The 20,321-nt window shown below is 75.0% G+C and carries 17 protein-coding genes and 1 tRNA gene; 3 read left to right on the top strand and 15 right to left on the bottom strand.

The window, feature by feature from the left end; genetic code table 11:
- Nucleotides 1–18: 18 nt before the first annotated feature.
- From DE149_RS09810 to DE149_RS09800, 3 genes are read right to left on the bottom strand one after another with little or no spacing between them, the layout of a single operon-like run.
- Nucleotides 19–918, bottom strand: a complete 900-nt coding sequence (locus DE149_RS09810; RefSeq protein ID WP_230297492.1) for a DUF6707 family protein — start codon at nt 916–918, stop codon at nt 19–21.
- A gap of 2 nt (nt 919–920) precedes the next feature.
- Nucleotides 921–1,460: an NUDIX hydrolase family protein gene (locus DE149_RS09805; protein WP_036316089.1), complete on the bottom strand. Its 540-nt coding sequence runs from the start codon at nt 1,458–1,460 to the stop codon at nt 921–923.
- A 56-nt stretch (nt 1,461–1,516) separates the two neighbouring features.
- Nucleotides 1,517–2,644 (bottom strand): NADH:flavin oxidoreductase/NADH oxidase, encoded by a 1,128-nt coding sequence (locus DE149_RS09800; RefSeq protein ID WP_073117197.1) that lies wholly within the window; start codon nt 2,642–2,644, stop codon nt 1,517–1,519.
- 125 nt (nt 2,645–2,769) lie between these two features.
- Between DE149_RS09800 and DE149_RS09795 the strand changes: the two genes are divergently transcribed.
- On the top strand, nt 2,770–3,093 hold the full coding sequence (locus tag DE149_RS09795) for a hypothetical protein (protein ID WP_036339857.1): 324 nt from the start codon (nt 2,770–2,772) through the stop codon (nt 3,091–3,093).
- Nucleotides 3,094–3,105: 12 nt separating this feature from the next.
- Here DE149_RS09795 and DE149_RS09790 read toward each other — a convergent pair whose 3' ends face one another.
- The 10 genes from DE149_RS09790 to DE149_RS09750 form a co-directional block, all read right to left on the bottom strand.
- Nucleotides 3,106–5,442 (bottom strand): hypothetical protein, encoded by a 2,337-nt coding sequence (locus DE149_RS09790; protein WP_113914417.1) that lies wholly within the window; start codon nt 5,440–5,442, stop codon nt 3,106–3,108.
- Nucleotides 5,443–5,444: 2 nt separating this feature from the next.
- Nucleotides 5,445–6,050, bottom strand: a complete 606-nt coding sequence (locus DE149_RS09785) for a DedA family protein (protein ID WP_036316081.1) — start codon at nt 6,048–6,050, stop codon at nt 5,445–5,447.
- The gene (locus DE149_RS09780; protein ID WP_095353565.1) at nt 6,047–7,093 is read right to left on the bottom strand and encodes a pseudouridine synthase; all 1,047 of its coding nucleotides are present in this window, start codon (nt 7,091–7,093) and stop codon (nt 6,047–6,049) included. The genes DE149_RS09785 and DE149_RS09780 overlap by 4 nt, the downstream gene beginning before the upstream one ends.
- Nucleotides 7,094–7,139: 46 nt before the next feature.
- A complete protein-coding gene (locus DE149_RS09775; protein ID WP_095353564.1) occupies nt 7,140–8,390 on the bottom strand; it encodes a glucose-1-phosphate adenylyltransferase family protein in 1,251 nt (416 codons plus the stop codon).
- 77 nt (nt 8,391–8,467) lie between these two features.
- Nucleotides 8,468–9,409 carry a DNA-formamidopyrimidine glycosylase family protein gene (locus DE149_RS09770; protein WP_044659050.1) on the bottom strand — a complete coding sequence of 314 codons (942 nt, stop codon included), beginning with the start codon at nt 9,407–9,409 and terminating at the stop codon, nt 8,468–8,470.
- Nucleotides 9,410–9,423: 14 nt separating this feature from the next.
- Nucleotides 9,424–9,936, bottom strand: coding sequence for a VOC family protein (locus tag DE149_RS09765; protein ID WP_069941965.1), 513 nt, complete (start codon nt 9,934–9,936; stop codon nt 9,424–9,426).
- A 136-nt stretch (nt 9,937–10,072) separates the two neighbouring features.
- Nucleotides 10,073–10,240: a hypothetical protein gene (locus DE149_RS11645; RefSeq protein ID WP_158530789.1), complete on the bottom strand. Its 168-nt coding sequence runs from the start codon at nt 10,238–10,240 to the stop codon at nt 10,073–10,075.
- A gap of 345 nt (nt 10,241–10,585) precedes the next feature.
- Nucleotides 10,586–11,524: a hypothetical protein gene (locus tag DE149_RS11590; protein WP_144826589.1), complete on the bottom strand. Its 939-nt coding sequence runs from the start codon at nt 11,522–11,524 to the stop codon at nt 10,586–10,588.
- A gap of 299 nt (nt 11,525–11,823) precedes the next feature.
- Complete coding sequence (locus DE149_RS09755; RefSeq protein ID WP_113914415.1) at nt 11,824–16,878, bottom strand: ATP-dependent helicase; 5,055 nt, start codon at nt 16,876–16,878, stop codon at nt 11,824–11,826.
- Nucleotides 16,875–17,333 carry a 23S rRNA (pseudouridine(1915)-N(3))-methyltransferase RlmH gene (locus tag DE149_RS09750; RefSeq protein ID WP_170721451.1) on the bottom strand — a complete coding sequence of 153 codons (459 nt, stop codon included), beginning with the start codon at nt 17,331–17,333 and terminating at the stop codon, nt 16,875–16,877. Before DE149_RS09750 ends, DE149_RS09755 begins: the two co-directional genes overlap by 4 nt.
- A 105-nt stretch (nt 17,334–17,438) precedes the next feature.
- Here DE149_RS09750 and DE149_RS09745 point away from each other — a divergent pair, with 105 nt between their 5' ends.
- The gene (locus DE149_RS09745; RefSeq protein WP_113914414.1) at nt 17,439–18,527 is read left to right on the top strand and encodes an alpha/beta hydrolase; all 1,089 of its coding nucleotides are present in this window, start codon (nt 17,439–17,441) and stop codon (nt 18,525–18,527) included.
- 66 nt (nt 18,528–18,593) lie between these two features.
- On the opposite strand, the gene DE149_RS09740 is transcribed toward DE149_RS09745, so the two are convergent.
- Both DE149_RS09740 and DE149_RS09735 read right to left on the bottom strand, forming a co-directional pair.
- Nucleotides 18,594–18,684, bottom strand: a tRNA-Ser gene (locus DE149_RS09740).
- A 74-nt stretch (nt 18,685–18,758) separates the two neighbouring features.
- Nucleotides 18,759–19,265, bottom strand: a complete 507-nt coding sequence (locus DE149_RS09735; protein WP_049147909.1) for a nucleoside deaminase — start codon at nt 19,263–19,265, stop codon at nt 18,759–18,761.
- Nucleotides 19,266–19,348: 83 nt separating this feature from the next.
- Between DE149_RS09735 and upp the strand changes: the two genes are divergently transcribed.
- Nucleotides 19,349–19,984 (top strand): uracil phosphoribosyltransferase, encoded by a 636-nt coding sequence (gene upp, locus DE149_RS09730; protein WP_010079486.1) that lies wholly within the window; start codon nt 19,349–19,351, stop codon nt 19,982–19,984.
- Nucleotides 19,985–20,321 lie beyond the last annotated feature (337 nt).

Here is a 20,321-nt window from a genome sequence, read left to right as displayed (position 1 = left end):
CCGTCCCGCGGCTGGGCCTCACCGGCGCGTGGCTGCCTTCGCCTCGAGCTCGTCGGCGAGGGTGCGCAGCGCGCCGAGCTCCCGGGCGATCCGGGAATCCAGGTCGGCGTCCGTGAGCGTCTCCGAGCCGCCGCGGGCACGCAGGTAGAGCAGCTGGCCGAACCGGGCCCGGCGCCACTGATACTCGGCCTCGGCGTCGCGGGCCTGCAGGGCGCGGGAGATCTCCCGGTCGTAGAGCGGCGGCTCGTTGAGCTGACGCTGGCGCACTTCGAGCACGCGGGACGCCCGGCCCGGCTCGGAGGGGACCTCGTCCGCCTCGAGCAGGCGCCGACCGAGGTTGGCGGCGGCGATGTGCTCGCCCTCCTCGCGCAGGATCAGCGACGCCAGGGACAGCGCGGCCTGGATGGACTTCCACCGCCCCACGGCCCCGTCCCACGGCAGGTTCGTCAGCAGGCCCAGGGTGGCGAGCGTGCCCTCGGTGTCCTCGTGCAGCAGGTAGAGCCGCTCGGCCATGCCGAACACGTCCTCCAGCTGGGAGCCGGAGCGCAGGTTCAACCCGTGGGAGAGCCGGGCCGCGGTGGCGGTCAGCTCGGTGTCGTCGAGGTGGCGCTTGCCGACGGCGACGATCCGCTCCTCGGGGGACCCCGCGTCCACGGGGGAGAAGGTGGTGTCCGGGACGGCCCTGCGCTCCTCCGGGCGGTCCGTGCGGACCCGGATCACGGAGCCGTGGGCGATCTTGACCTCCCGGCCGCCCTCGAGGGTGGCGATCACGAGCGCGGGGGTGCCGAAGTCGTCCCGCATCACCCGGGTCGAGGCCACGGGCGGGGCGGGCTCGCCGCGGCGGGTCAGGAAGCTGTCCCCGGGCTGCACGTCCTGGGACTTCAGATGGCGGAGGTAGCCGCCGACGACCGGTGCCATGCTCAGCGCCCCCATCCCACGTGGGCGAGGGCCTGGCGCACCAGGTCCCCGCGGCCACCGATGAACTCGGCCTGGATGTCCTCGCCGAGGGCCTCCTCGGGGGTGAGCCAGGTCAGCTCGAGCGCGTTCTGGCGCGGCTGGCACTCACCCGTCACCGGCACCACGTACACCAGGGCCACGGCGTGCTGGCGGTCGTCCGTCAGCCCGGTCTCGGACGGCGCCGGGAAGTACTCGGCGACGGTGCAGGGGACCACCGATGGCGGCAGCTGCGGGAACGCGAGCGGGCCGAGGTCCTTCTCCAGGTGGCGCATCAGCGCGGCGCGGATGGTCTCCCGGTACTGGACGCGTCCGGAGACGAACGTCCGCTGGAACGTGCCGGTCTCGTCCGCCACGTAGAGCAGGCCGATCTCGGTGACGTAGCCGAGGGAGTCCAGCCGCACCGGGATGGCCTCCACATACACCATGGGCAGCCGGCGCCGGGCCTCGTAGAGGTCCTCGTCGGACAGCCAGCCCGGATTCGGGTCGGGGGTGCGCACGCTCATGGTTCTGTTCTACCGGAGTTCCGCGCCGGGGGCACACCGGGTCCCGCGTGTTCCGCTCACCACTTGGCTCGGAAGTACTGCCGGGCCATCGGCACCTGCTCCGAGGGGACGTCGAGCGCGAGGGCGGCCGCGGTCGGCCAGTTCGGGTTCGCCAGGGCGGCGCGGCCCACGCAGACGGCGTCGGCGCGGTCCTCGTCCACCACGGCCGCGACCTCCTCGGCGCCGGTCAGCGAGCCGACGGCGGACACCACGATCCCCTCGGTGCCCTCCTTCACGGCGGTGGCCAGCGGCACCTGATAGCCCGGGCCCTGAGGGCCCTCGTAGGTGTCCCCGATGCCCGCGGAGGACAGGTCGAACCAGTGCACCTGCCCCTGCAGCTCCTGCGCCAGGCGGACGGTCTCCTCGATGCTCCAGCCGCCCTCGACCCAGTCCGAGCCGGAGATGCGGATGCCGAGGACCTTGTCCGCGGGCCACACCTCGCGCACGGCCGCCACGACCTCCTTGAGGAAGCGGGTGCGGCCCTCGAAGTCCCCGCCGTACTCGTCGGTCCGGGTGTTGGTCAGCGGCGAGAGGAACTGGTGGATGAGGTAGCCGTGGGCGGCGTGCAGCTGCACGGCGCCGAAGCCGGCACGGTCGGCGCGCTCGGCGGCGTCGGCGAAGGCCTGGACGGTCTCCCGGATCTCGTCCACCCGCATCGCGTGGGTGCGGATCTCCATGGAGTTGGTGGCCACGCCGGAGGGGGAGAGGGTCTCCCAGGAGTCGGGGCCCTCGAGGATCGGCTGCCCGGCGAGCGCGCCCGGGTGCATGGGGACGGTCGAGGCCTTGGCGCCGGCGTGACCGAGCTGGATGGCGGGCAGGGCGCCCTGGGAGGCGATGAACTCGGCGATCGGCGCCCACGCGTCCCGCTGCTCGTCGTTCCACAGGCCGGTGTCCCACGCGGAGATGCGTCCCTCGGGGGTGACGGCGGTGGCCTCGGCCACCACGATCCCGAAGCCGCCGGCCGCGCGGGCGCCCAGGTGCTGGAAGTGCCAGCCGTGGGGGACGCCGTCGCGCGCCTCGCACGAGTACTGGCACATCGGCGGCAGGATCAGGCGGTTGCGCACGCGCACGCCGTTGATCTCAATCGGTTCGAAGATCGCGGGCACGGCGGGGGCGTCGGTCTGCGGGGTGGCGGTCTGAGTCATGCACCCCACCCTACGAGCGGGTCCGGACACGGGAGGGCTCGCGTCCGCCGCGGGCGGAAGGGCGGGCCGGCCCGTGCGACGAGAGAAGTCGTCACCGCTGCTGCGTCCACCCCTACCCTGGGCCCATGCCCTCCTACCGCGCCCGCCTGCAGATCGGCGACCTCCTGCCCGGCCACCGGCCCGAAGAGGTCATGGACCTGGCCGAGGCCGCCGTCCAGGCCACGCACGTGCTCGCGGCCAAGGACATCGAGGTCGTCGCGCGCGTCCCGCGGATCGTGCTGCGCTTCACGGTGCCCGGCTCGCACCGGGCCGGCGAGGACGCCGAGGCCGCCGAGGTGGCGCGGCGGATGGCGGAGGCGGTGTCCGGCGTCGCCGTGACGGGCCGGCTGGACGTGCTCCGGCGCGACGGCGGCCGGTGGGTCCCGGTGCCCGCTGGGCTCGGGCGCTGAACGGGGCCGGGCTCAGGCGCCGGCCGGGTGCGGCCGGCGGGCGGCGTCGCGCTCGATCTGGCGGGCCCAGGAGCGGCGCACGGCCGCGGCGGTGACCAGCAGCAGCGCCCCGAAGGCGGCCGCGAGACCCACCCACACGCTCTGCTGCGCCCCGAGCGGGCTGGGCAGCAGGCGGGGCAGGGCGAGGCAGAGCAGGGTCCAGGCCATGCCCAGGGCCACACCCATGCGGCCGCGCCCCCCGAGCACGAGGCGCAGGGCCGCCAGCAGCAGGGCCACCAGCACCAGCAGGGCGAGCAGCTCGGTCGGGAACCAGCCGACGTGCACACCCCAGGCGTGGAGGGCGGCGCCCACCGCGGTGGGTGCGCCGGCGAGGAGGGTGCCCAGCAGCACGCCGAGCGCGCCGTCCTCGGCCACCCGTGCGACGCGGCGGGCCGCCGGGCGTGCGCCGAGCCGCCGGACCACACGGAGCATGAGGACCAGGGCGAGCAGCCACGGGACGACGTCGAAGCCCCCGGGGGCCAGGACGGCCAGGGGGAACCACAGCGCCAGCGCCAGCAGGGCCCCCGCGATCGCGCCCCGGATGCGGCGGTGCCGCGGCGACGCGCCCTGGCCCCGCCCCCACTGCCGCAGCACGTACATGCCGGTCAGCAGCCACAGCACCGGCCAGATCGCCGGGTGCAGCGGGGACAGCCCGAACACGCTCGCGCCGGGGCCGTGTCGGCCGTCGGCGGTGAGCGGGTACGCGCCGGCATCGAGGGCGCCGAGCCCCGGGACGCGGCCGGCCAGACCGAGGCCCCACGCGCCGGAGAGCACGAACAGCGCCCACACGACGGTCAGCAGCGCCTGGCCGCGTCGGTCCGCAGCGGTCGGTGAGCCGGCCGGCTCCTCGGGCGGCGCGGGGGTGTAGCCGGGGATCAGGGGCAGGGCGCCCGTGACCGGCCCCGCCGAGGAGTGGGCGGTGGCCTCGGCCCGGACGGCCTGCGCCTTCGTGGAGAGCCGCTGCCGCCGCCGCCACTCGGGCAGGGCCACCCGGGCCCGGGCGAAGAGCTCCTCATCGGTGAGCCGCTCCTCCGGGTCGGACAGCAGCGGCCGGTCGGCGGCGGCCGGGAAGACCTCGGGGCCCTCGAGCTCGCGCGCGGCCCGGGCCAGCGCGCGGGACTCCCGCTCCTCGTGCTCGCGACGGCGGCGGGCGGCGTCCTCCGCCGCACGGCGCTCGGCCTCCCGGGCGCGGTCCTCGAGGAGCCGGGCCTGGGCGAGGGCGCGTTCGGCGTGCAGCACGGTGTACGCGCGGACGCGTGCGGCCTGGCGACGACGTCGCTCGGCCTCGAGGCGGGCGGCCTCCTCCGCCTCGCGACGGCGCCGCTCGGCCTCCTCGGCCCGACGGCGCCGCTCGGCCTCGACGCGTTCGGCCTCGAGGCGACGGCGTTCGGCCTCGGCCGCCTGCCGACGGCGCTCCGCCTCCGCCTCCGCCTCGAGCCGGAGCCGCTCCCGTTCCGCGAGCGCGGCCTCCTCGCGGGCCCGCCGCTCCGCCTGCACGCGGGCGCGCTCGGCGGCGACCTCCGCCTCCCGGCGGCGCCGTTCCTCCCGCTCCCGGCGGCGGGCCTCCGCCTCGGCGGCGGCACGTGCCTTCTCCTCGGCCGCCACCCGACGGCGCCGCTCGGCTTCACGCCGACGGCGCTGCTTCTCCTCCTCGCGGCGGCGGCGGGCCACCCGCGCGGCCTGGGCCCGGCGGGCCTCCTCGTCGAGGCGGGCCTGGAGGGCTGCGGCGTCGCGGGCCCGGGCGGCGTCGCGGGCCTGGGCCGCGGCGGCGGCCTCGGCGACGGGCCGCTCGTGCTCGGCGGCCCGGCGACGGGCGGCCTCGGCGGCGCGCTCCCGGCCGGCTCGCAGGCGGGCCCGCCGGCGCTCCTCGGCCGCAGTGCGGCGGCGTGCGGCCTCCGCGGCCTTCTCCGGGTCCCGCCCCGGGGCGGGGAGGATGCGCTCGACCGTGCCGACGAGTGGGTCGGTGAAACGGGCGAGGTCCGGGCTGCCGAGGCGGTCCAGGATCTCGCTGAGGTCGCGGCGTGGGCGCTGCTGGGCGGGAGCGCCCGGAGTGCGCAGTCGGTCCATGGCGCGGTGCACATCCGCGCGGCGGTCCTCGCGCACGCGGCGCTCGGCGGCGGTCTCGGGTCGGCCCGAGCGCAGGGCGCGCTCGTGACGGCGCAGATCGCGGCGGGAGATCTCCCCGGGCGCGGCCAGGGCGCGGCGGGGGCGCTCGGCGGGGGCACGCGTCGCGTCGTCGTCGGGACGGGGCGCCGAGGCGTCCCGGAGGCGCTCGAGGGCGGCACGGGACTCGGAGGACGCGTCCTGCATGCTCACCCCTTCCGGCCCCGGCGACGGTGGGCCATGATCCCCGCGATCATCAACCCTGCAAGGGTACCGAACACCATGCCGACCACCGCGGACGCCCACCACGGCAGGCCGGTGGCCCGGCCGGTGAGCCAGCCGAGCCCCACCATGGACCCGGACCACGCGAGCGAGCCCGCCCCGGACAGCCACAGGAACACGGGCCAGCGGATCCCGCCGATCCCGGCCGCCGCCATCGACGCCGTCCGTCCGCCCGAGACGAACCGCAGCACGGACAGCCCCGCCAGGCTGCCCGCCGGGCCCACCCGCACCAGCAGAGTCCGGATCCCCCGGTGGATCCGCCGCCACCACGCCCAGCGGTCCAGGCGGTCGGCGAGGCCGTGGCGGAACAGCGCGTAGAGGCCGACGTCCCCGGCCCAGCAGCCCAGCCACGCCGCCAGCACCGCGGCCACGGGGGAGACCCGGCCCTCGGCCGCGAGCGCCCCCGAGCCGATGACCACCACCTCCGACGGGACGGGCGGGATCGGGGCGTCCAGGGCCACGAGGAGCGCGGTGAGCGGGTGGAACCACGCTCCGAGCGCGTCCATCAGGGCGGCCGGGTCCCCGCCCGTCACCGCGGTCGCTCCTGCAGCTCAGCGGGGGAGGTGAACTCCCGCTCCTCGCCCGTCACCGGGTCCGTGAAGCGCAGCGACCGGGAGAGCAGCTGCAGGGGACGCGTGACGTCGTCCGGGGCGAGGTCGAGCAGGTCCGGGTAGAACGGGTCGAACGCGATGCCCAGGCCCAGGGCGGCCAGGTGGATGCGCAGCTGGTGGGTGCGGCCCGTGCGCGGGGTGAGCCGCAGGTGCGCCACGCGCCGCCCCGCCAGCGTCCCGGCGGAGACGCCGACGCCCAGCAGCTCCACGCGGGACTCCGCGTTCGCCCCGGCGTGGGGCCGGTTCGACCGCCGGGTCCGCACCGGCGCGCCCGCGCGCCGCCCGGAGGCCGCCGCGGGGATCTCCTCCACCACGGAGCGCAGGACCCCCTTGTCCTTGCGGATCCGGCTGCGCACGGTCAGCGGGAATCGCCCCAGGACGGGGTCGGCCGGGGCGCCGGGGCCGCGGGCGCCGTCGTCGGGGGCGTCCGGCAGGAGCGCCACGGCCTCGTAGGTCTTGGCCACGGCACGCCGCTCGAAGAGCAGGTGGTAGGCGCCGCGGGTGGCCGGGTTCGCGGAGAACATCACGACGCCGGCCGTCGCCCGGTCGAGCCGGTGCAGGGGCACGAGGTCGTCGAGGCCGAGCTCGTTGCGCAGCCGCACCAGCGCGGTCTCCTGGACGAAGCGGCCGCCCGGGGTGGTGGGCAGGAAGTGCGGCTTGTGGATGACCACGAGGTGCTCGTCGCGGTGCAGGAGCGTGTGCGTCACGGGCAGCGGGGCCTCGTCGGGGACGTCCCGGTAGTACCAGAGGTCCTCGTGGACGCCCAGCGGCGTCGTCGGCGTCAGTGCGGTGCCGTCCGCCGCCACGACCTCGCCGCGGGCGAAGCGCGCGCGGATGCCGTCCGGGTCCACGTGACCGAACCGGTGGAGCACGTAGTCCTGCGCGGTGGGCCAGCCGGCGGCGGGCAGGCGCAGGCGCGTGGCGTTGACGCCGTTGCGCGGGGGGAGGGGAGAGGGGACGGCCACGGGCCCATCCTCCCAGCCCGGCGCGGCTGCGTCCGACCGGCGCCGCTCAGTCCGACCGGCCGGGCCGGCCGGAGCCGGTGGTCTCGTCCTCGGCCGGGCCGCGGTCCTGCGGGGTGAGCACCACGACCTCCTCGGCCGGCGCGGCGCGCCCCGTCACCTCGCGCGCCGGGACCGCCCCGCCGACGTCGACCACCACGGTGTCCAGCACCGCGCCCGCGGGGACCTCGCAGTCGCCGAGCAGGAGGCTGCCGCGCACCGTGGCGCCGGCCGCCACGACCACCCCGGGGCCGACCACGCTGTCCGAGACCTCGCCCTCGATCCGGCAGCCCGGGCTGAGCAGCGAGCCGGAGACGCGGGCGTCCGGGGCCACCCACGCCGGCGGCGCCTGGTGGGGGTTGGTGATCAGCGGCCAGCCCTCGGCGGCGACGTCCAGGCCGGTGCCCTCGAGGATCTCCCGGTGGGCGCGGACGTACGCGTCCAGGGTGCCGATGTCCCGCCAGTACCCGACGAGGCGGTGCTCCCGCACGCGTCCCCGCGCCACGAACGCCGGGATGATGCTCTCCCCGTAGTCGCCGAGGGAGGAGCCCACGGGGTCGCCGTCCTCATCGGTCTCGCCCTCGTCCTTGGTGGCCGCCTCGTCCTCGCCCGCCACGAGGTCGCCGACCACCTCGGAGAGCGCGGCGACGTCGAACACGAACACCTCGGTGGCCACGAGCGTGCCCGCCGGGTCCTCCGGCTTGTAGGCGTAGTCGGTCACGGCGCCGTCGTCGTCCACCTGGACGACGCCGAAGCGCGAGGGGTCCTCGTCCGTCTCGGTGGTGACCACGGTGAGCTCGGCGCCGGAGCGGGTGTGCTCGGCCAGCACGGGGCGCAGGTCCAGCTGGTACAGGTGATCGGCGGAGAGCACGACGACGGTCTCGGCGCCGAACTGCTCCAGCAGCGGCAGCTGCTGGGCGATCGCGTGGCCGTTGCCGCGGGCGAAGCCCTCCTCGGCGCGGCCCTGCGCGGGGGGCAGGAGCCGCAGGCCGTGGCGGGTGCCGTCGAGATCCCACGGCCGGCCGCCGGCCAGGTGCTGGTTGAGCGTGAAGGGGCGGTACTGCTCCACGACCCACACGTCCCGCAGGCGCGAGTGGGCCAGGTTGGACAGGACGACGTCGATCAGCCGGTACTGGCCCGCCAGCGGCACCATCGGCTTGGCGCGGGCCGCGGTGAGCGGCATGAGGCGGCCGCCGGTGCCGCCGGCCAGCACGAGCGCGACGACGGCGCCCTCCGGGTCCTTCGGGAACGGGTCGGCCATGACTTCTCCTCGGGTCGGGGGCGGGTTCAGCGTAGGGAACGGGGACGACACGCGGCCACCGTTGGGGCGCGTCCGGCTCAGCGCTGGCAGTGCGGGCACCACCACAGCCGCCGCGCATCGTCCTCGGGGGAGCCGTAGTCCTCCTGGCGGACGGGGCCGCGGCAGCGCAGGCACGGGGTGCGGTCGTGCCCGTAGACCCAGTACGACGGCGTCCCCCCGCCACGCGCGCCGGGCGTCCGGCCGGGTGCCGTGTCGGGTGACGGACCGGCCGGGACCAGCACCTCGACCCCGAAGGGTCGCGCCGGGTTCGGACGCACGCCCGTGGTCCGGCGCCGGGCGCCCGCGGCGGGGGCGGCGGGCGGGACGTTGGCGCGCAGCAGGTCCCGGGCGAGCAGCACGAGTCCGGCGACGTCCTCGACCTCGCCGATCGGCCGGTGCGGGTCGATGCCGGCCAGCAGGAGGGTCTCGCAGCGGTAGATGTTGCCGATCCCGGAGACGAGCCGCTGGTCGAGCAGGGCCAGGCCGACCGGCCGCTCGGGCCGGGCCGTGAGCCGCCGCACGCCCTCGGCGAGCAGCGCGGCGCCGTCGTCGGGCGTGTCCCAGGCCGGGTCCAGCAGGTCGGGGCCGAGGTGGCCGAGGACGGCGGCCTCGTCGGCGGTGGGCACGAGGGTGAGCAGGCCCAGCTGGGCGCCGAGCACGCGGTGCTCCGCCGTCTCCAGCACCGCCCGCACCTGCCAGGCGGGGGCGCCCCACCGGGCGTCGATGGCCGAGACGAGCCAGCGGCCCTCCATCTTCAGGTGCGAGATCAGGGTGAGCGGACGGGCCCCGGGGCGGGCCGTGGGCGGGGTCAGCCGCATCAGCAGGTACTTGGCGCGCGGCAGGACCTCGGCCACCGTCCAGCCGGTCAGGTCCGCGGTGGCGTGGCGGGGCACGCGCAGATCCGCGTGCGTCAGGACCCGGCCCTCGAGCACGGGGCGGAGCCGGTGCGCGACGCGGACGAGGGAGTCGCCTTCAGGCACGGGCCGTCACCGGCTCAGGCCGCGTTGAGCTGCCAGGTCACGCCGAAGCGGTCCCCGACCCATGCGAAGCGGCGGGAGAAGCCGTCGTCGTCGGGCGGCATGCAGTCACGGCCGCCGCCGGCGAGGAGCGCGTCGTGGATGGCGTCCACCGCGGTGGCGTCCGGCAGCTCGACGAACAGGCTGATGGCCGGGGTGAACGTGAACCCGTGCGGGGTGAAGGAGTCGAAGAAGCGCAGCCGCTGGCCGGCGATCTCGAGCTCGCCGTGCAGGACCTTGCCCGCCCAAGCGGCGCCGCGCGGGGAGGATTCGTCGAAGAGGTCGCGGCGGACCTCGGTGACCGGCAGGTGCTCCACGAACGCGGTGAGGTAGGCGTCCATGGCCGCACCGGCGTCACCCTCGAACAGGAGGAACGGGGTGACGGAAGGGTCCGAGGGGTGCGGCAGGGAGTCCTCGAGGGCCTCGGGGGCGGGAGACGTGCCCGTGGGGGCGGTGCCCACGTCCTCGGGCGGGGCGGCGTCGATGCTCATGGGCCGAACCTACCCCCGGGACCCGCCGCCGCGACAGGGCCGCCCGGGCAATGCGGGTTGAGTTGTCGCGGGTGTCCGACGGCGGGACCCGCGACAACTCAACCCGCGTTGCGGACGGACGGACGGCGTCGAGCTCTCAGTTCCGGAACCGGATCCCCGACGGGCTCGAGTAGAACCCCGCGGCCAGCAGCGCCTCGGCCAGCGGCGTGCCGAGCACCGGCCCGCCGTTGACCTTCTCCAGGCTCAGCCGCTCGGTGCGGCCGGTGCGCAGCGCCCACACGAGCGCCTGGGTCGCCGTGAGCACGGCGAATGCTTCTGCCTTACGCCACACGTCGGACTTTGGTTCACCGCAGCCGGCGGCGGTGCCGTGCGCTGCGAACAAGCGCCGCGCAGAGAGCTACCAGACCTGCCGCACACAATCCTATGCCCAGCCACAGTACGCTCGCGACGAGTGGCCCCGTCTGAGCGCCCGCGCGCAGGTGGTCCGGGACGTTCTGATACTCCAGGAGGGAAAGGACACCCCCGATGAGGTACGTCACAACCCCTAGCGGGATGAGGAGGGCGGCGATCTGTCCGAAGCCCACCCTTCGCTGACGCATGTCTCCGCCCTCATCGTTGGGCGCTCCGGGGCGTTCCTCACCCAGCATCGTCACCAGTTGCACCTATGGAATGCGACATTGGCCGCCCACCATGCATTGTCCCGACGGGACGCTTCCAGATTCCAATCTCCTGCCCAGTTGGAGAAGCCTCCCAGGACATGGCAGCTGTACTGCTGGTAAAAGGTCTTGCGTGATGTCACACGGGATCCCCACTTGTCCGTCCATTCGCGCCAGCCTTCATTGCGCATGATGAATTGGCCAGCGGCCACTCCGCCAACCCAGCCTGCAGGGTCACCAGCCTGGCCGTTGTGGATCTTCTGACCCCAGTCCGTCTTTGTTCCCGAATAGACTACCTGCCCTTCGTGCTTCTTGTCAGTATTCAGGTTTCTGAAGAGCCTCTTCCCTTGGAAGGGGTCTGCGATGATTGGGTAGGAGTGCTGGCCGGAGTCCGCATACACTTGCTGTGTCAGGGTATGCCCATCAAACTCGAAAGTAGTGGGAGCTGGCGTGCCATTGGCATCCTTGGCCCACGGCGGAGCCACCATGGAAATAACTTCACCGGCCGAGTCTGAGGCGACGATGGAGTCGTCGGGGTAAATCTTCCACTCGGCGTCAGCCGGGATGCTTATCTCGTAAGAAAACGTATGGGGCGCGTCGGAGTCTCCGATCACGGAATGGACTCGAGTGCCTCCTTCGACACTCTCAGCTGTCATGATGATGTTTTCTGCCGTGCTCTCAAAAACTACCGTGTCGCTCCCTGCTGGCTTTCCATGAGCAAGATCGAGGTCCGCAGGGAGGCGCATTTCCACCCTTCCATCATCATCAGGCATATCTGCAGAATCAAACGTGAGCGGTTCATTGGGGTCAGTGGGAATTGATGTCTTCCCGTGCACATCCTCATCTGAAGTGAGGACTTCGCCGTAGTGACCGTGATGGGTCATGATGAGGGGGTCTGAGGGTTGACCATGTATCCGGTCTAACAGTTCCACGGCCTGGGTTGTGGTCACTTCCGTGGAAGTGGCGTGAGGGGTTGCGCTGGCAGTGCCTGCTCCCGCGACGCCCTCCCGATTGCAATGGTCAAGGAAATCGCGGCGAACTTTTTCACAGTGTTTATCCTTTGTTTGGAGTTTTCGAGGGCGGTTGCGACCAGTCGGTGCAAACGACATGCGCATGTGAGCATGACCATGTCAAGGCATATTCAATAGGGCTGCCCAGGGAAGGCTCATCATGCGAAGTGGGCGCCCATGCTCAGTAACAACCGCTCTGAGACCATGTAGGTGGGGTGGCCTCAGTTCCGGAACCGGATGCCCGACGGGCTCGAGTAGAACCCCGCGGCCAGCAGCGCCTCGGCCAGCGGCGTGCCGAGCACGGGCCCGCCGTTGACCTTCTCCAGGCTCAACCGCTCGGTGCGGCCGGTCCGCAGCGCCCACACGAGCGCCTCCGCCGCGGCCCGCAGCTCGCCCGGATCCTCCGTGAACGCGAGCAGCGTGCGCCCGCCGCGCTCCATGTAGAGCGCCAGCCGCCCCGCGATCAGCACGACGACGGCGCCCGCCTTCCGGCCCGGGCGATGGCCCGTGGGCACGACGCCGTCCGGCCCGGCCGGCACGGACGGCCAGTCCAGCGCGGCGCCGTAGGGATTCGCCGGATCCGTCGCGGCCAGGGCGAGCGCGAGCGGGGCGGTGTCGACGGCGGCGTCCTCCTCGTCCCGCTGGAACCCGCGCAGCCGGTCCACGACGGCGCCGGTGGAGAACTGCGCGCCGCCCAGCCCGTCGACGAAGTGGCCGCGGCGCACCTGGCCCGCGTCCTCCATCCGGGTGAGCAGCCGGTACTGCCCCGCGAAGCCGCCGGGGACCTCCTCGGCCACCACGGAGCCGCGCGTGATCACGCCGTACCGGTCCAGCAGCAGCTCGGCGGTGGCGTGGGCGCGGATCGTGGGGTCCTGCTCGGCGGCGGGCAGCAGGGACCAGCGGCCGGCCGAGCGGGCCTGTTCGGCGGCCGAGAGCCCGACGGTCCCCGCCGTGAGGCCGGCCGAGCCCCGGGCGCCGCCCTCGGGCGAGGTGAGCCCCGCGTACCGGCCCCGCCCGCGCACCCCGGCCAGCCGCCCGCCGAGCCCGCGCCCGGCCGCCGCCCCCGCGGCCCCGCCCGTCCGCGCGGTGCGGGCCCGCGGCGTCTGCCGGCCGGTGCGGTGCGCGGTCTTGCCGAGCGAGAGCAGGCCGCGGACGGGGGCGAACGTGTCGTTGCCGACCCGGCCGTCCCACACCAGGCCCCACAGCGCGCCCAGCACCGCGGGGCCGCGGGCCAGGTCGGCCGGGTCGCGGTGCGGGTCGGGGCCGCCCGCCCCGCCTGCGCCACCCGCGTCGCCGTCGTCGCCCGCCGCCTGCGCCGCCCGCACCCGCTCCACGAGCTGGGGGAAGAACCAGGCCCCGCCGCCGGCGAGCACCTCGAGCACGGCCGCGCGCAGGGCGGCGTCGGCCGGTGTCTCCTCCGCGGGCTCGGGCAGGCGCAGCGTGAGGTCCACGGCGTCGGCGGGGTGCAGGGCCACCCAGCCGTCGTTGCCGGTGGCCTCCCCGACGCCCGACCACACGTATTCGCCCGTGGCCAGCAGCTCGTCGAGCAGGGCGGGGGCGTAGTCCCGCACGCGGGCGGGCAGCACGAGGGACTCCCACGCGCTCGCGGGCAGGGGGGTGCCGGCCAGCTGGTCCAGGACGGTGGCCACCCCGTCCACGCCCTCGAGCGTGGCCGGCGGCCGCCAGGCCCCGTCGCGCCCCGTCCGCGGCCGCAGGTGCTGCCAGTCGGCGAGGAACCGGGCGTACGCGGCCTGGTCCACCGGCTCGACCTCGGCGCGCAGCGCGGCGAGGGAGCGCATGCGGATCCGCCGCAGCACCTCGGCGTCGCACCACTCGGCGTCCAGGCCGGTGGCCCCGGGGGTGCCCTCCGGCCGGAACGCGCCCGTGCTCACGCGGCGCTCGGTGGCCAGGCGCTGCAGCACCGAGAGCACGACGGCGCCCCCCAGCCCCAGCGCGGCCCCCGCCTCAGCGGCGGTGAAGGGACCGTGGGTGCGGGCGTAGCGGCCCACGAGGTCCCCGAGCGGGTCCTCGACCGGGTCGAGGAACGCGGTGGGCACTCCGTGCGGGATCGGCGTGCCGAGCGCGTCCCGCAGGCGGGCGGCGTCCTCGGCGGCGGCGAACCGCTCGACCCCGTCCTGGCGCAGGCGGAACGCGCGGCCGGCGCGCTCGAGCTCCGCCAGCATCCCGGCGACGGCGTCCTCGTCCGCGGACTCCTCCGTCTCCCCCTCGGGGCGTGTGCGCCGCGCGGCCTCCGCCACGGACAGCGGTCCCAGCAGGCGCAGCAGGTCCGCCACGCCCTCGGTCCCGCGGGCGCGCCGGTCGGGCGCGAGCCGCTGCAGCTGGGCCTCGACCTCCGCGATGACCTCGGCGTCGAGCAGCTCACGCAGCTCCTCCGTGCCCAGCAGCTCGGACAGCAGTGCCGGGTCGAGGGAGAGCGCGGCGGCGCGGCGCTCGGCCAGCGGGGAGTCGCCCTCGTAGATGAACTGGGCGATGTAGCCGAACAGGATGGACTGGCTGAACGGCGAGGGCGCCGTCGTCGTGACCTCCACGAGCCGGACGGCCCGCGAGGACACCCGCCCCGCGAGCTCCTTGAGCGCAGGGAGGTCGTAGACGTCCTGGAGCACCTCGCGCACGGTCTCCAGGATCACGGGGAACCGCGGGTGCTTCCGTGCCACGTCCAGCAGCTGCGCGGACCGCTGCCGCTGCTGCCACAGGGGGGTCCGCCGCCCGGGATCACGGCGCGGCAGCAGCAGGGACCGGGCCGCGTTCTCCCGGAACCGGGCGGCGAACAGCGCGGACCCGCCGACCTCCGCCGTGACGATCTCGTCCAGCTCCTCGGCCGTGAACTCGAACAGCTCCGCGCCCGGCGGCTCCGCGTCCATCAGGGGGATGCGCAGCACGATCCCGTCGTCGGCGGCCATCGCCGCGCCCGAGCCGGTCTCCAGCCCGTACCGCTGCGCCAGCCGCGCCCCCACCGCGAGCGCCCACGGGGCGTGCACCGCCATGCCGTAGGGGGAGTGCAGCACGACGCGCCAGTCGCCGAGCTCGTCCGTGAACCGCTCCACCACGAGCGTCTGCTCGGTGGGCAGCACCCCGGTGGCCTCGCGCTGGTCCTTCAGGTAGGCCAGCAGGTTGTCCTGCGCCCACGGGTCCAGGCCCGCGGCCCCCAGGCGGGTGCGGCCGGCCTCGGGGTCCGCGTCCAGCTCGCGGCGGAAGCGCCCGACGGCGTCGCCCAGCTCCGCCGGCCGGCCCGCGGCGTCGCCCCGCCAGAACGGGAGCTTGCCGGGCTGCCCGTAGGCGGGCAGCACCAGGACGCGGTCCGCGGTGATGTCCACGATGCGCCAGCTCGTGGCGCCCAGCAGGATGACGTCCCCCACGCGGGACTCGTAGACCATCTCCTCGTCGAGCTCGCCGACCCGGCGCCCGCCGGAGCGGGCCGAGCCCGCGGACGCGGAGCCCGCCGACTCGGCCGTGTCCCCGGCCGCCGCGCCGCCGGGGGTGCCGTCCGCGCCGCCGTCGGAGGCCAGGAACACCCCGAACAGGCCGCGGTCCGGGATGGTGCCGCCCGAGGTGACTGCGAGGCGCTGCGCGCCGGGGCGGGCGGCGAGCGTGCCGTTCTCCCGGTCCCACAGGATGCGCGGGCGCAGCTCGGCGAACTCGTCCGAGGGGTAGCGGCCGGCCAGCAGGTCGAGCACGGACTCGTAGGCGGAGAACGGCAGCGTCGCGAACGGCGCGGACCGGCGCACGAGGTCGAACCACTCCTGTGCGTCCAGGTCCGCGACGGCGACGGCGGCCACGGTCTGCTGGGCGAGGATGTCCAGCGGGTTGGCGGGGATCCGCAGCGACTCGATGCGCCCGGCCGTCATGCGCTCGGCCACGACGGCGGTGTCCACGAGGTCGCCCCGGTGCTTGGGGAAGAACACGCCGCGGGAGACCTCGCCCACCTGGTGGCCGGCGCGGCCCACGCGCTGCAGACCGGAGGCCACCGAGGGCGGCGACTCCACCTGGATCACCTGGTCCACCGCGCCCATGTCGATGCCCAGCTCGAGCGAGCTCGTGGCCACGACGCAGCGGATCTGGCCGGTCTTCAGCGCCTCCTCGACGATGGCGCGCTGCTCCTTGGACACGGAGCCGTGGTGGGCGCGGGCGAAGTCGGAGACGGTGCCCGATCCGGTGCCGGTCTGCCCGGCCACCTGGGCGGGTCCGTGGAAGCCGGTCGGGTCCGGTGTGCGGAAGCCGGGGACGGCGTCCGGGTGCTCGGCTGCGGCGGCCGCCTCGGCGCGGGCCTCCCAGATCTCGTTGAGGCGGCCGGTGAGGCGCTCGGCCAGGCGCCGGGAGTTGGCGAACACGAGTGTGGAGCGCCGCTCGGCCACCAGGTCCACGATCCGCTCCTCGACGTGCGGCCAGATGGACCCGCCCGTCACCGCGCCCTCGTCGCCGAGCCCGCCCGTCGAGGAGCCGGGGCCCAGGTCGTGGACGGCGGCGGGGGAGGAGAGGTCCGTCAGGTCCGGCACCGGCACCGTGACCGTCAGGTCCCAGCGCTTGGCCGAGGCGGGCCGCACCACCGTCACCGGCTGCGTGCCGCCGAGGAACCGGGCCACCTCGGCGGCCGGCTCGACCGTGGCGGACAGGCCGATCCGCTGCACCGGCGTGTCCAGCAGGGTGTCCAGGCGTTCGAGGGAGACGGCCAGGTGGGCGCCGCGTTTGGTCCCGGCCACGGCGTGCACCTCGTCCACGATCACCGTGCGGACCCCGGCCAGCGCCGCGCGGGCCTGCGAGGTGAGCATGAGGTACAGCGACTCGGGCGTGGTGATGAGGATGTCCGGCGGATCCTGCTGCAGGCGCCGTCGCTCGGCCGCCGGGGTGTCTCCGGAGCGCACACCCACCCGGACGCGCGGCACGGGCCTGCCCTGGTGTGCGGCGGTCTGTGTGATGCCCACCAGCGGGGCCCGCAGGTTCCGCTCCACGTCCACGCCGAGCGCCTTCAGCGGCGAGACGTAGAGGACGCGGGTGGCCGCCGTCCCCTCGGCGGCGGGCTCGCGCACGAACGAGTCGAGCGCCCAGAGGAAGGAGGAGAGGGTCTTGCCTGAGCCGGTCGGCGCGATCACCAGTGCGTGCCGCCCGGAGGAGATCGCGTCCCACGCGCCGAGCTGGGCCGGCGTCGGGGCCTCGAACGCGCCCGTGAACCAGGCGCGCGTGGGCTCGGTGAACCGGCCCAGGACGACGTCGGCCGCGGGCGTGGCCGAGCCCGCTGCGGTCTCCGCGGGCCCGCTCATGCGTGGTGGTATGGTCGGCCGGCGGAGATCTCCTGGGCTCGGTAGACCTGCTCCGCCAGGATCAGCCGCACGAGCTGGTGCGGGAAGACGAGCGGGGACAGGGACCAGACGCGGTCCGCGCGGGCGTGGACCCGGGCGTCCACCCCGTACGCGCCTCCGATCACCATCGTCACCGGGGCGCCGACGTCGAACCGGCTCTGCAGGTGCCGCGCCAGACCCGGCGAGTCGAACGCCGGCCCCCGCTCGTCCAGCAGGATCAGGTGCTCGTCCGCGCCGACCGCGCCCAGGATCCGGTCCGACTCCTCCGTGCGCGCCGCCTCCTCCTGCCGCGCGGAGTGCGGCAGCAGGCGCCACGAGAGGTCGTAGGGCCTCTTGAGGCGCCGCTCGTAGCGGTCGATCCCGTCGACGACCCACGCCTCATGCTTCTTGCCGATGGCCAGCACCCGAACAGACATGGCCCCATGATCGCACCGGCGGCGGACAGGGTACGGGGGTCGGCCCCCGCCGCTCGGTTACGCTCGCCGGGGCGGGGTGCCCGGCCCCGCACCGGAAGGGGGCCCATGACGTCGACGGCTCGCTCTGCGCGGGTGTCCCGCCGCGCCGCGCTCGGCCTCGGGGTCGGCGCCCTCGCGGTGGGCGGGGTGGCCGTCGTCACCGACCTGGCCGGCGCGCCCGCCGGGCCGCTGGGCGCCAACGCGACGGCCCTGTACGGCATGCGCAGCTCCACCGGCCATACGTACGCGGCCCTGCCCGGGCGCGCCGGACGCATCGACGTGTACCGGCCGCCGGGCCAGGGGCCGTTCCCGGTCCTCGTGTGGAACGCGGGTTCCGGCTGGCGCAGCGACCGCGGCTACAGCGACGGCGCCGACGTCGCCCGCGGCCTGGTCCCGCACGGCTACGCCGTCGCCGCGTTCTCGGTGCGCAGCTCGAAGCAGGGCACGTTCCCCGCCCAGGTGGAGGACGCGACGGCGGCGGTCCGCTGGGTGCGGCGCAACGCCCCGGGCCTGCAGCTGGACGCGGGGCGGGTGGCCGTGGCCGGCTCGTCGTCGGGCGGCTGGAACGCCCTCATGGCCGGCCTCACGGGTGGCCAGGACCTGGACCGGGAGCAGGTGCCGCCGCCCGGCCGGGAGGTGCCCGACGGCGGCCACGCGATCCCGGAGGAGGACCGCGTCCAGGCGATCGTGGACTTCTTCGGCCCCACGGACTCCCTGACGATGAACCGCCAGATGCTCCCGGGCGCGTGCGCGGACTACAACCGCGCGAACCGGCTGAAGCACTGCCACCTCGACGACCGCAGCACCAAGTCGGACATGCTGGGGGTGCCGGTCCTGGCTTCGGGCGGCCTGACCCGGCTGGCCTCCCCGATCACCCACGTGCGCCCGGACTCGCCGCCCCTGCTGGTCGTCCACGGGCGCAAGGACGTCACGGTCCCGTGGGGGCAGAGCCTCGAGCTGTACCGGGCCGCCGAGGCCGCCGGACTGCGCACCGCGTTCTACTCGGTGGCCGAGGGCGGCCACGACCTGGGCATGATGACCGCGAAGACCCGCAGCGCGGAGGTGCTCCGCAACGGTGTGCCGGCCAGCGCCGTGCACGCCACCATCTCGTGGTCCGCGGTGGCCTCGTTCCTGGACGCCGTCCTGCCGCGCTGAGCCGGCGGCCGGACCCGCCCCGGCATGGCGAAAGCCCGGGAGCACGAGGCTCCCGGGCTTCACATCTGGCGGTGACGGTGGGATTTGAACCCACGGTACGGGGTTACCGTACACAGCATTTCGAGTGCTGCACCTTCGGCCGCTCGGACACGTCACCAGACCAGGACACCCTACCCGAGCCGCGGCGGCGCGCCCAAACCAGCCGCCCGCCGTCGTCGGGCGCGGGCGCGTTCAGTCGCGCTGGGCGGCGAAGAACCCCCGCAGCAGCGCCGCGCTCTCCTCGGAACGGACGCCGGCGCGGACCTGCACCCGGTGGTTGAAGCGGGGGTCGCGGACCACGTCCAGCACCGAGCCGCACGCGCCCGCCTTCGGGTCCCACGCCCCGAACACGACGCGCGGGATGCGGGCCAGCAGCAGCGCACCGGCGCACATGGGGCAGGGCTCGAGGGTCACCACGAGGGTGCAGTCCGTCAGGCGCCAGCCGTCGCCCGCCCCGGCGGCGGCCCGCAGCTCCGCCCCGCGGCGCAGCGCGAGGACCTCGGCGTGGGCGGTGGGGTCGTGGTGCTGCTCGCGCTCGTTCCCGACGACGGCCAGGACGGTCCCGTCGCCGGCCACGAGGGCGGCACCGATCGGCACGTCGCCGGCCGCTCCGGCCGCGCGGGCGGCCCGGAGTGCCAGGCCCATCCACGCGTGCTCCTGCTCGGCCGTGGGCGCGGGGGAGGGGGCGGGGGCGGACACGCGGCCAGCCTAGCGGCGGTGGCGGCGCCCCCGCGGGCGCGGGCACGGGCGGAGGGGCGCGCGCGGGCGGTACCGTGGGCGCCATGCGCGTCCACATCGTCGACCACCCGCTCGTGGCCCACAAGCTCAGCGTCCTGCGGGACAAGAAGACCCCGTCCATGATCTTCCGGCAGCTCACGGAGGAGCTCGTGATGCTGCTCGCCTACGAGGCGACGCGCGACGTGGCCATGGAGGAGGTGCGGATCGAGACCCCGGTGACCGAGACCACCGGCTTCCGGCTGGCCCGCCCGCGTCCGCTGGTCGTGCCGATCCTGCGCGCGGGGCTCGGGATGCTGGAGGGGATGACCAAGATGGCGCCGTCCGCCGAGGTCGGGTTCCTCGGCATGGCCCGCAATGAGGAGACGCTGGACATCGTCACCTACGCGGAGCGGCTGCCCGCCGACCTGTCCGGGCGTCACGTGTTCGTCCTGGACCCCATGCTGGCCACGGGAGGCACGCTGATCGAGGCCATCCGCTTCCTCTACCAGCGCGGCGCGGCGCGGGTCACCTGCCTCTGCCTGCTCGGAGCGCCCGAGGGCATCGAGCGGTTGGAGGCCTCGCTGGGCGACGTCGAGGTGGACCTGTACCTGGCCGCCGTCGACGAGCGCCTGGACGAGCGGTCCTACATCGTCCCCGGCCTCGGCGACGCCGGCGACCGGCTCTACGGTCTGGCGGAATGACCTGATCGGACCTCCGCGTCCGCCACGAGACGACCACGGCCCCCGCCCCCACCCGGCGGGGGCCGTGGTCGTCTCACGGGAGCGTCTCCGGCGGGGACGTCAAGCGGGGCCGCCAATGTGTCGTCCATCTAGTGGACGTCACGACCCGCTGTGACCCGTCATCATGGCGTCACATGGAAAACCTGGCAGTCTCCTGCATAAATATTCCGCATACTCATTGGTCCTGCGGCGCGCTCCCACCTGTTGAACAATGAGAGAGTCACGCGGGCGAGCCGAGCGACGGCGCGACGCTATTCCGATCCGCGAATAGTGATGTTGAGCACATTCAGGACTCTTC

Origin of the sequence: Micrococcus sp. KT16 (assembly GCF_003315015.1) — a bacterium.
Classification (GTDB): Bacteria; Actinomycetota; Actinomycetes; order Actinomycetales; family Micrococcaceae; genus Micrococcus; species Micrococcus luteus.
This window is presented reverse-complemented; position numbering and strand designations above follow the sequence as displayed.

Excerpts from the sequence above, each read along its gene's own strand:
- DE149_RS09810 (WP_230297492.1), bottom strand. The coding sequence starts at position 918 with ATGGCACCGGTCGTCGGCGGCTACCTCCGCCATCTGAAGTCCCAGGAC.
- DE149_RS09805 (WP_036316089.1), bottom strand. The coding sequence starts at position 1,460 with ATGAGCGTGCGCACCCCCGACCCGAATCCGGGCTGGCTGTCCGACGAG.
- DE149_RS09800 (WP_073117197.1), bottom strand. The coding sequence starts at position 2,644 with ATGACTCAGACCGCCACCCCGCAGACCGACGCCCCCGCCGTGCCCGCG.
- DE149_RS09795 (WP_036339857.1), top strand. The coding sequence starts at position 2,770 with ATGCCCTCCTACCGCGCCCGCCTGCAGATCGGCGACCTCCTGCCCGGC.
- DE149_RS09790 (WP_113914417.1), bottom strand. The coding sequence starts at position 5,442 with ATGCAGGACGCGTCCTCCGAGTCCCGTGCCGCCCTCGAGCGCCTCCGG.
- DE149_RS09775 (WP_095353564.1), bottom strand. The coding sequence starts at position 8,390 with ATGGCCGACCCGTTCCCGAAGGACCCGGAGGGCGCCGTCGTCGCGCTC.
- DE149_RS09765 (WP_069941965.1), bottom strand. The coding sequence starts at position 9,936 with ATGAGCATCGACGCCGCCCCGCCCGAGGACGTGGGCACCGCCCCCACG.
- DE149_RS09755 (WP_113914415.1), bottom strand. The coding sequence starts at position 16,878 with ATGAGCGGGCCCGCGGAGACCGCAGCGGGCTCGGCCACGCCCGCGGCC.
- DE149_RS09750 (WP_170721451.1), bottom strand. The coding sequence starts at position 17,333 with ATGTCTGTTCGGGTGCTGGCCATCGGCAAGAAGCATGAGGCGTGGGTC.
- DE149_RS09745 (WP_113914414.1), top strand. The coding sequence starts at position 17,439 with ATGACGTCGACGGCTCGCTCTGCGCGGGTGTCCCGCCGCGCCGCGCTC.
- upp (WP_010079486.1), top strand. The coding sequence starts at position 19,349 with ATGCGCGTCCACATCGTCGACCACCCGCTCGTGGCCCACAAGCTCAGC.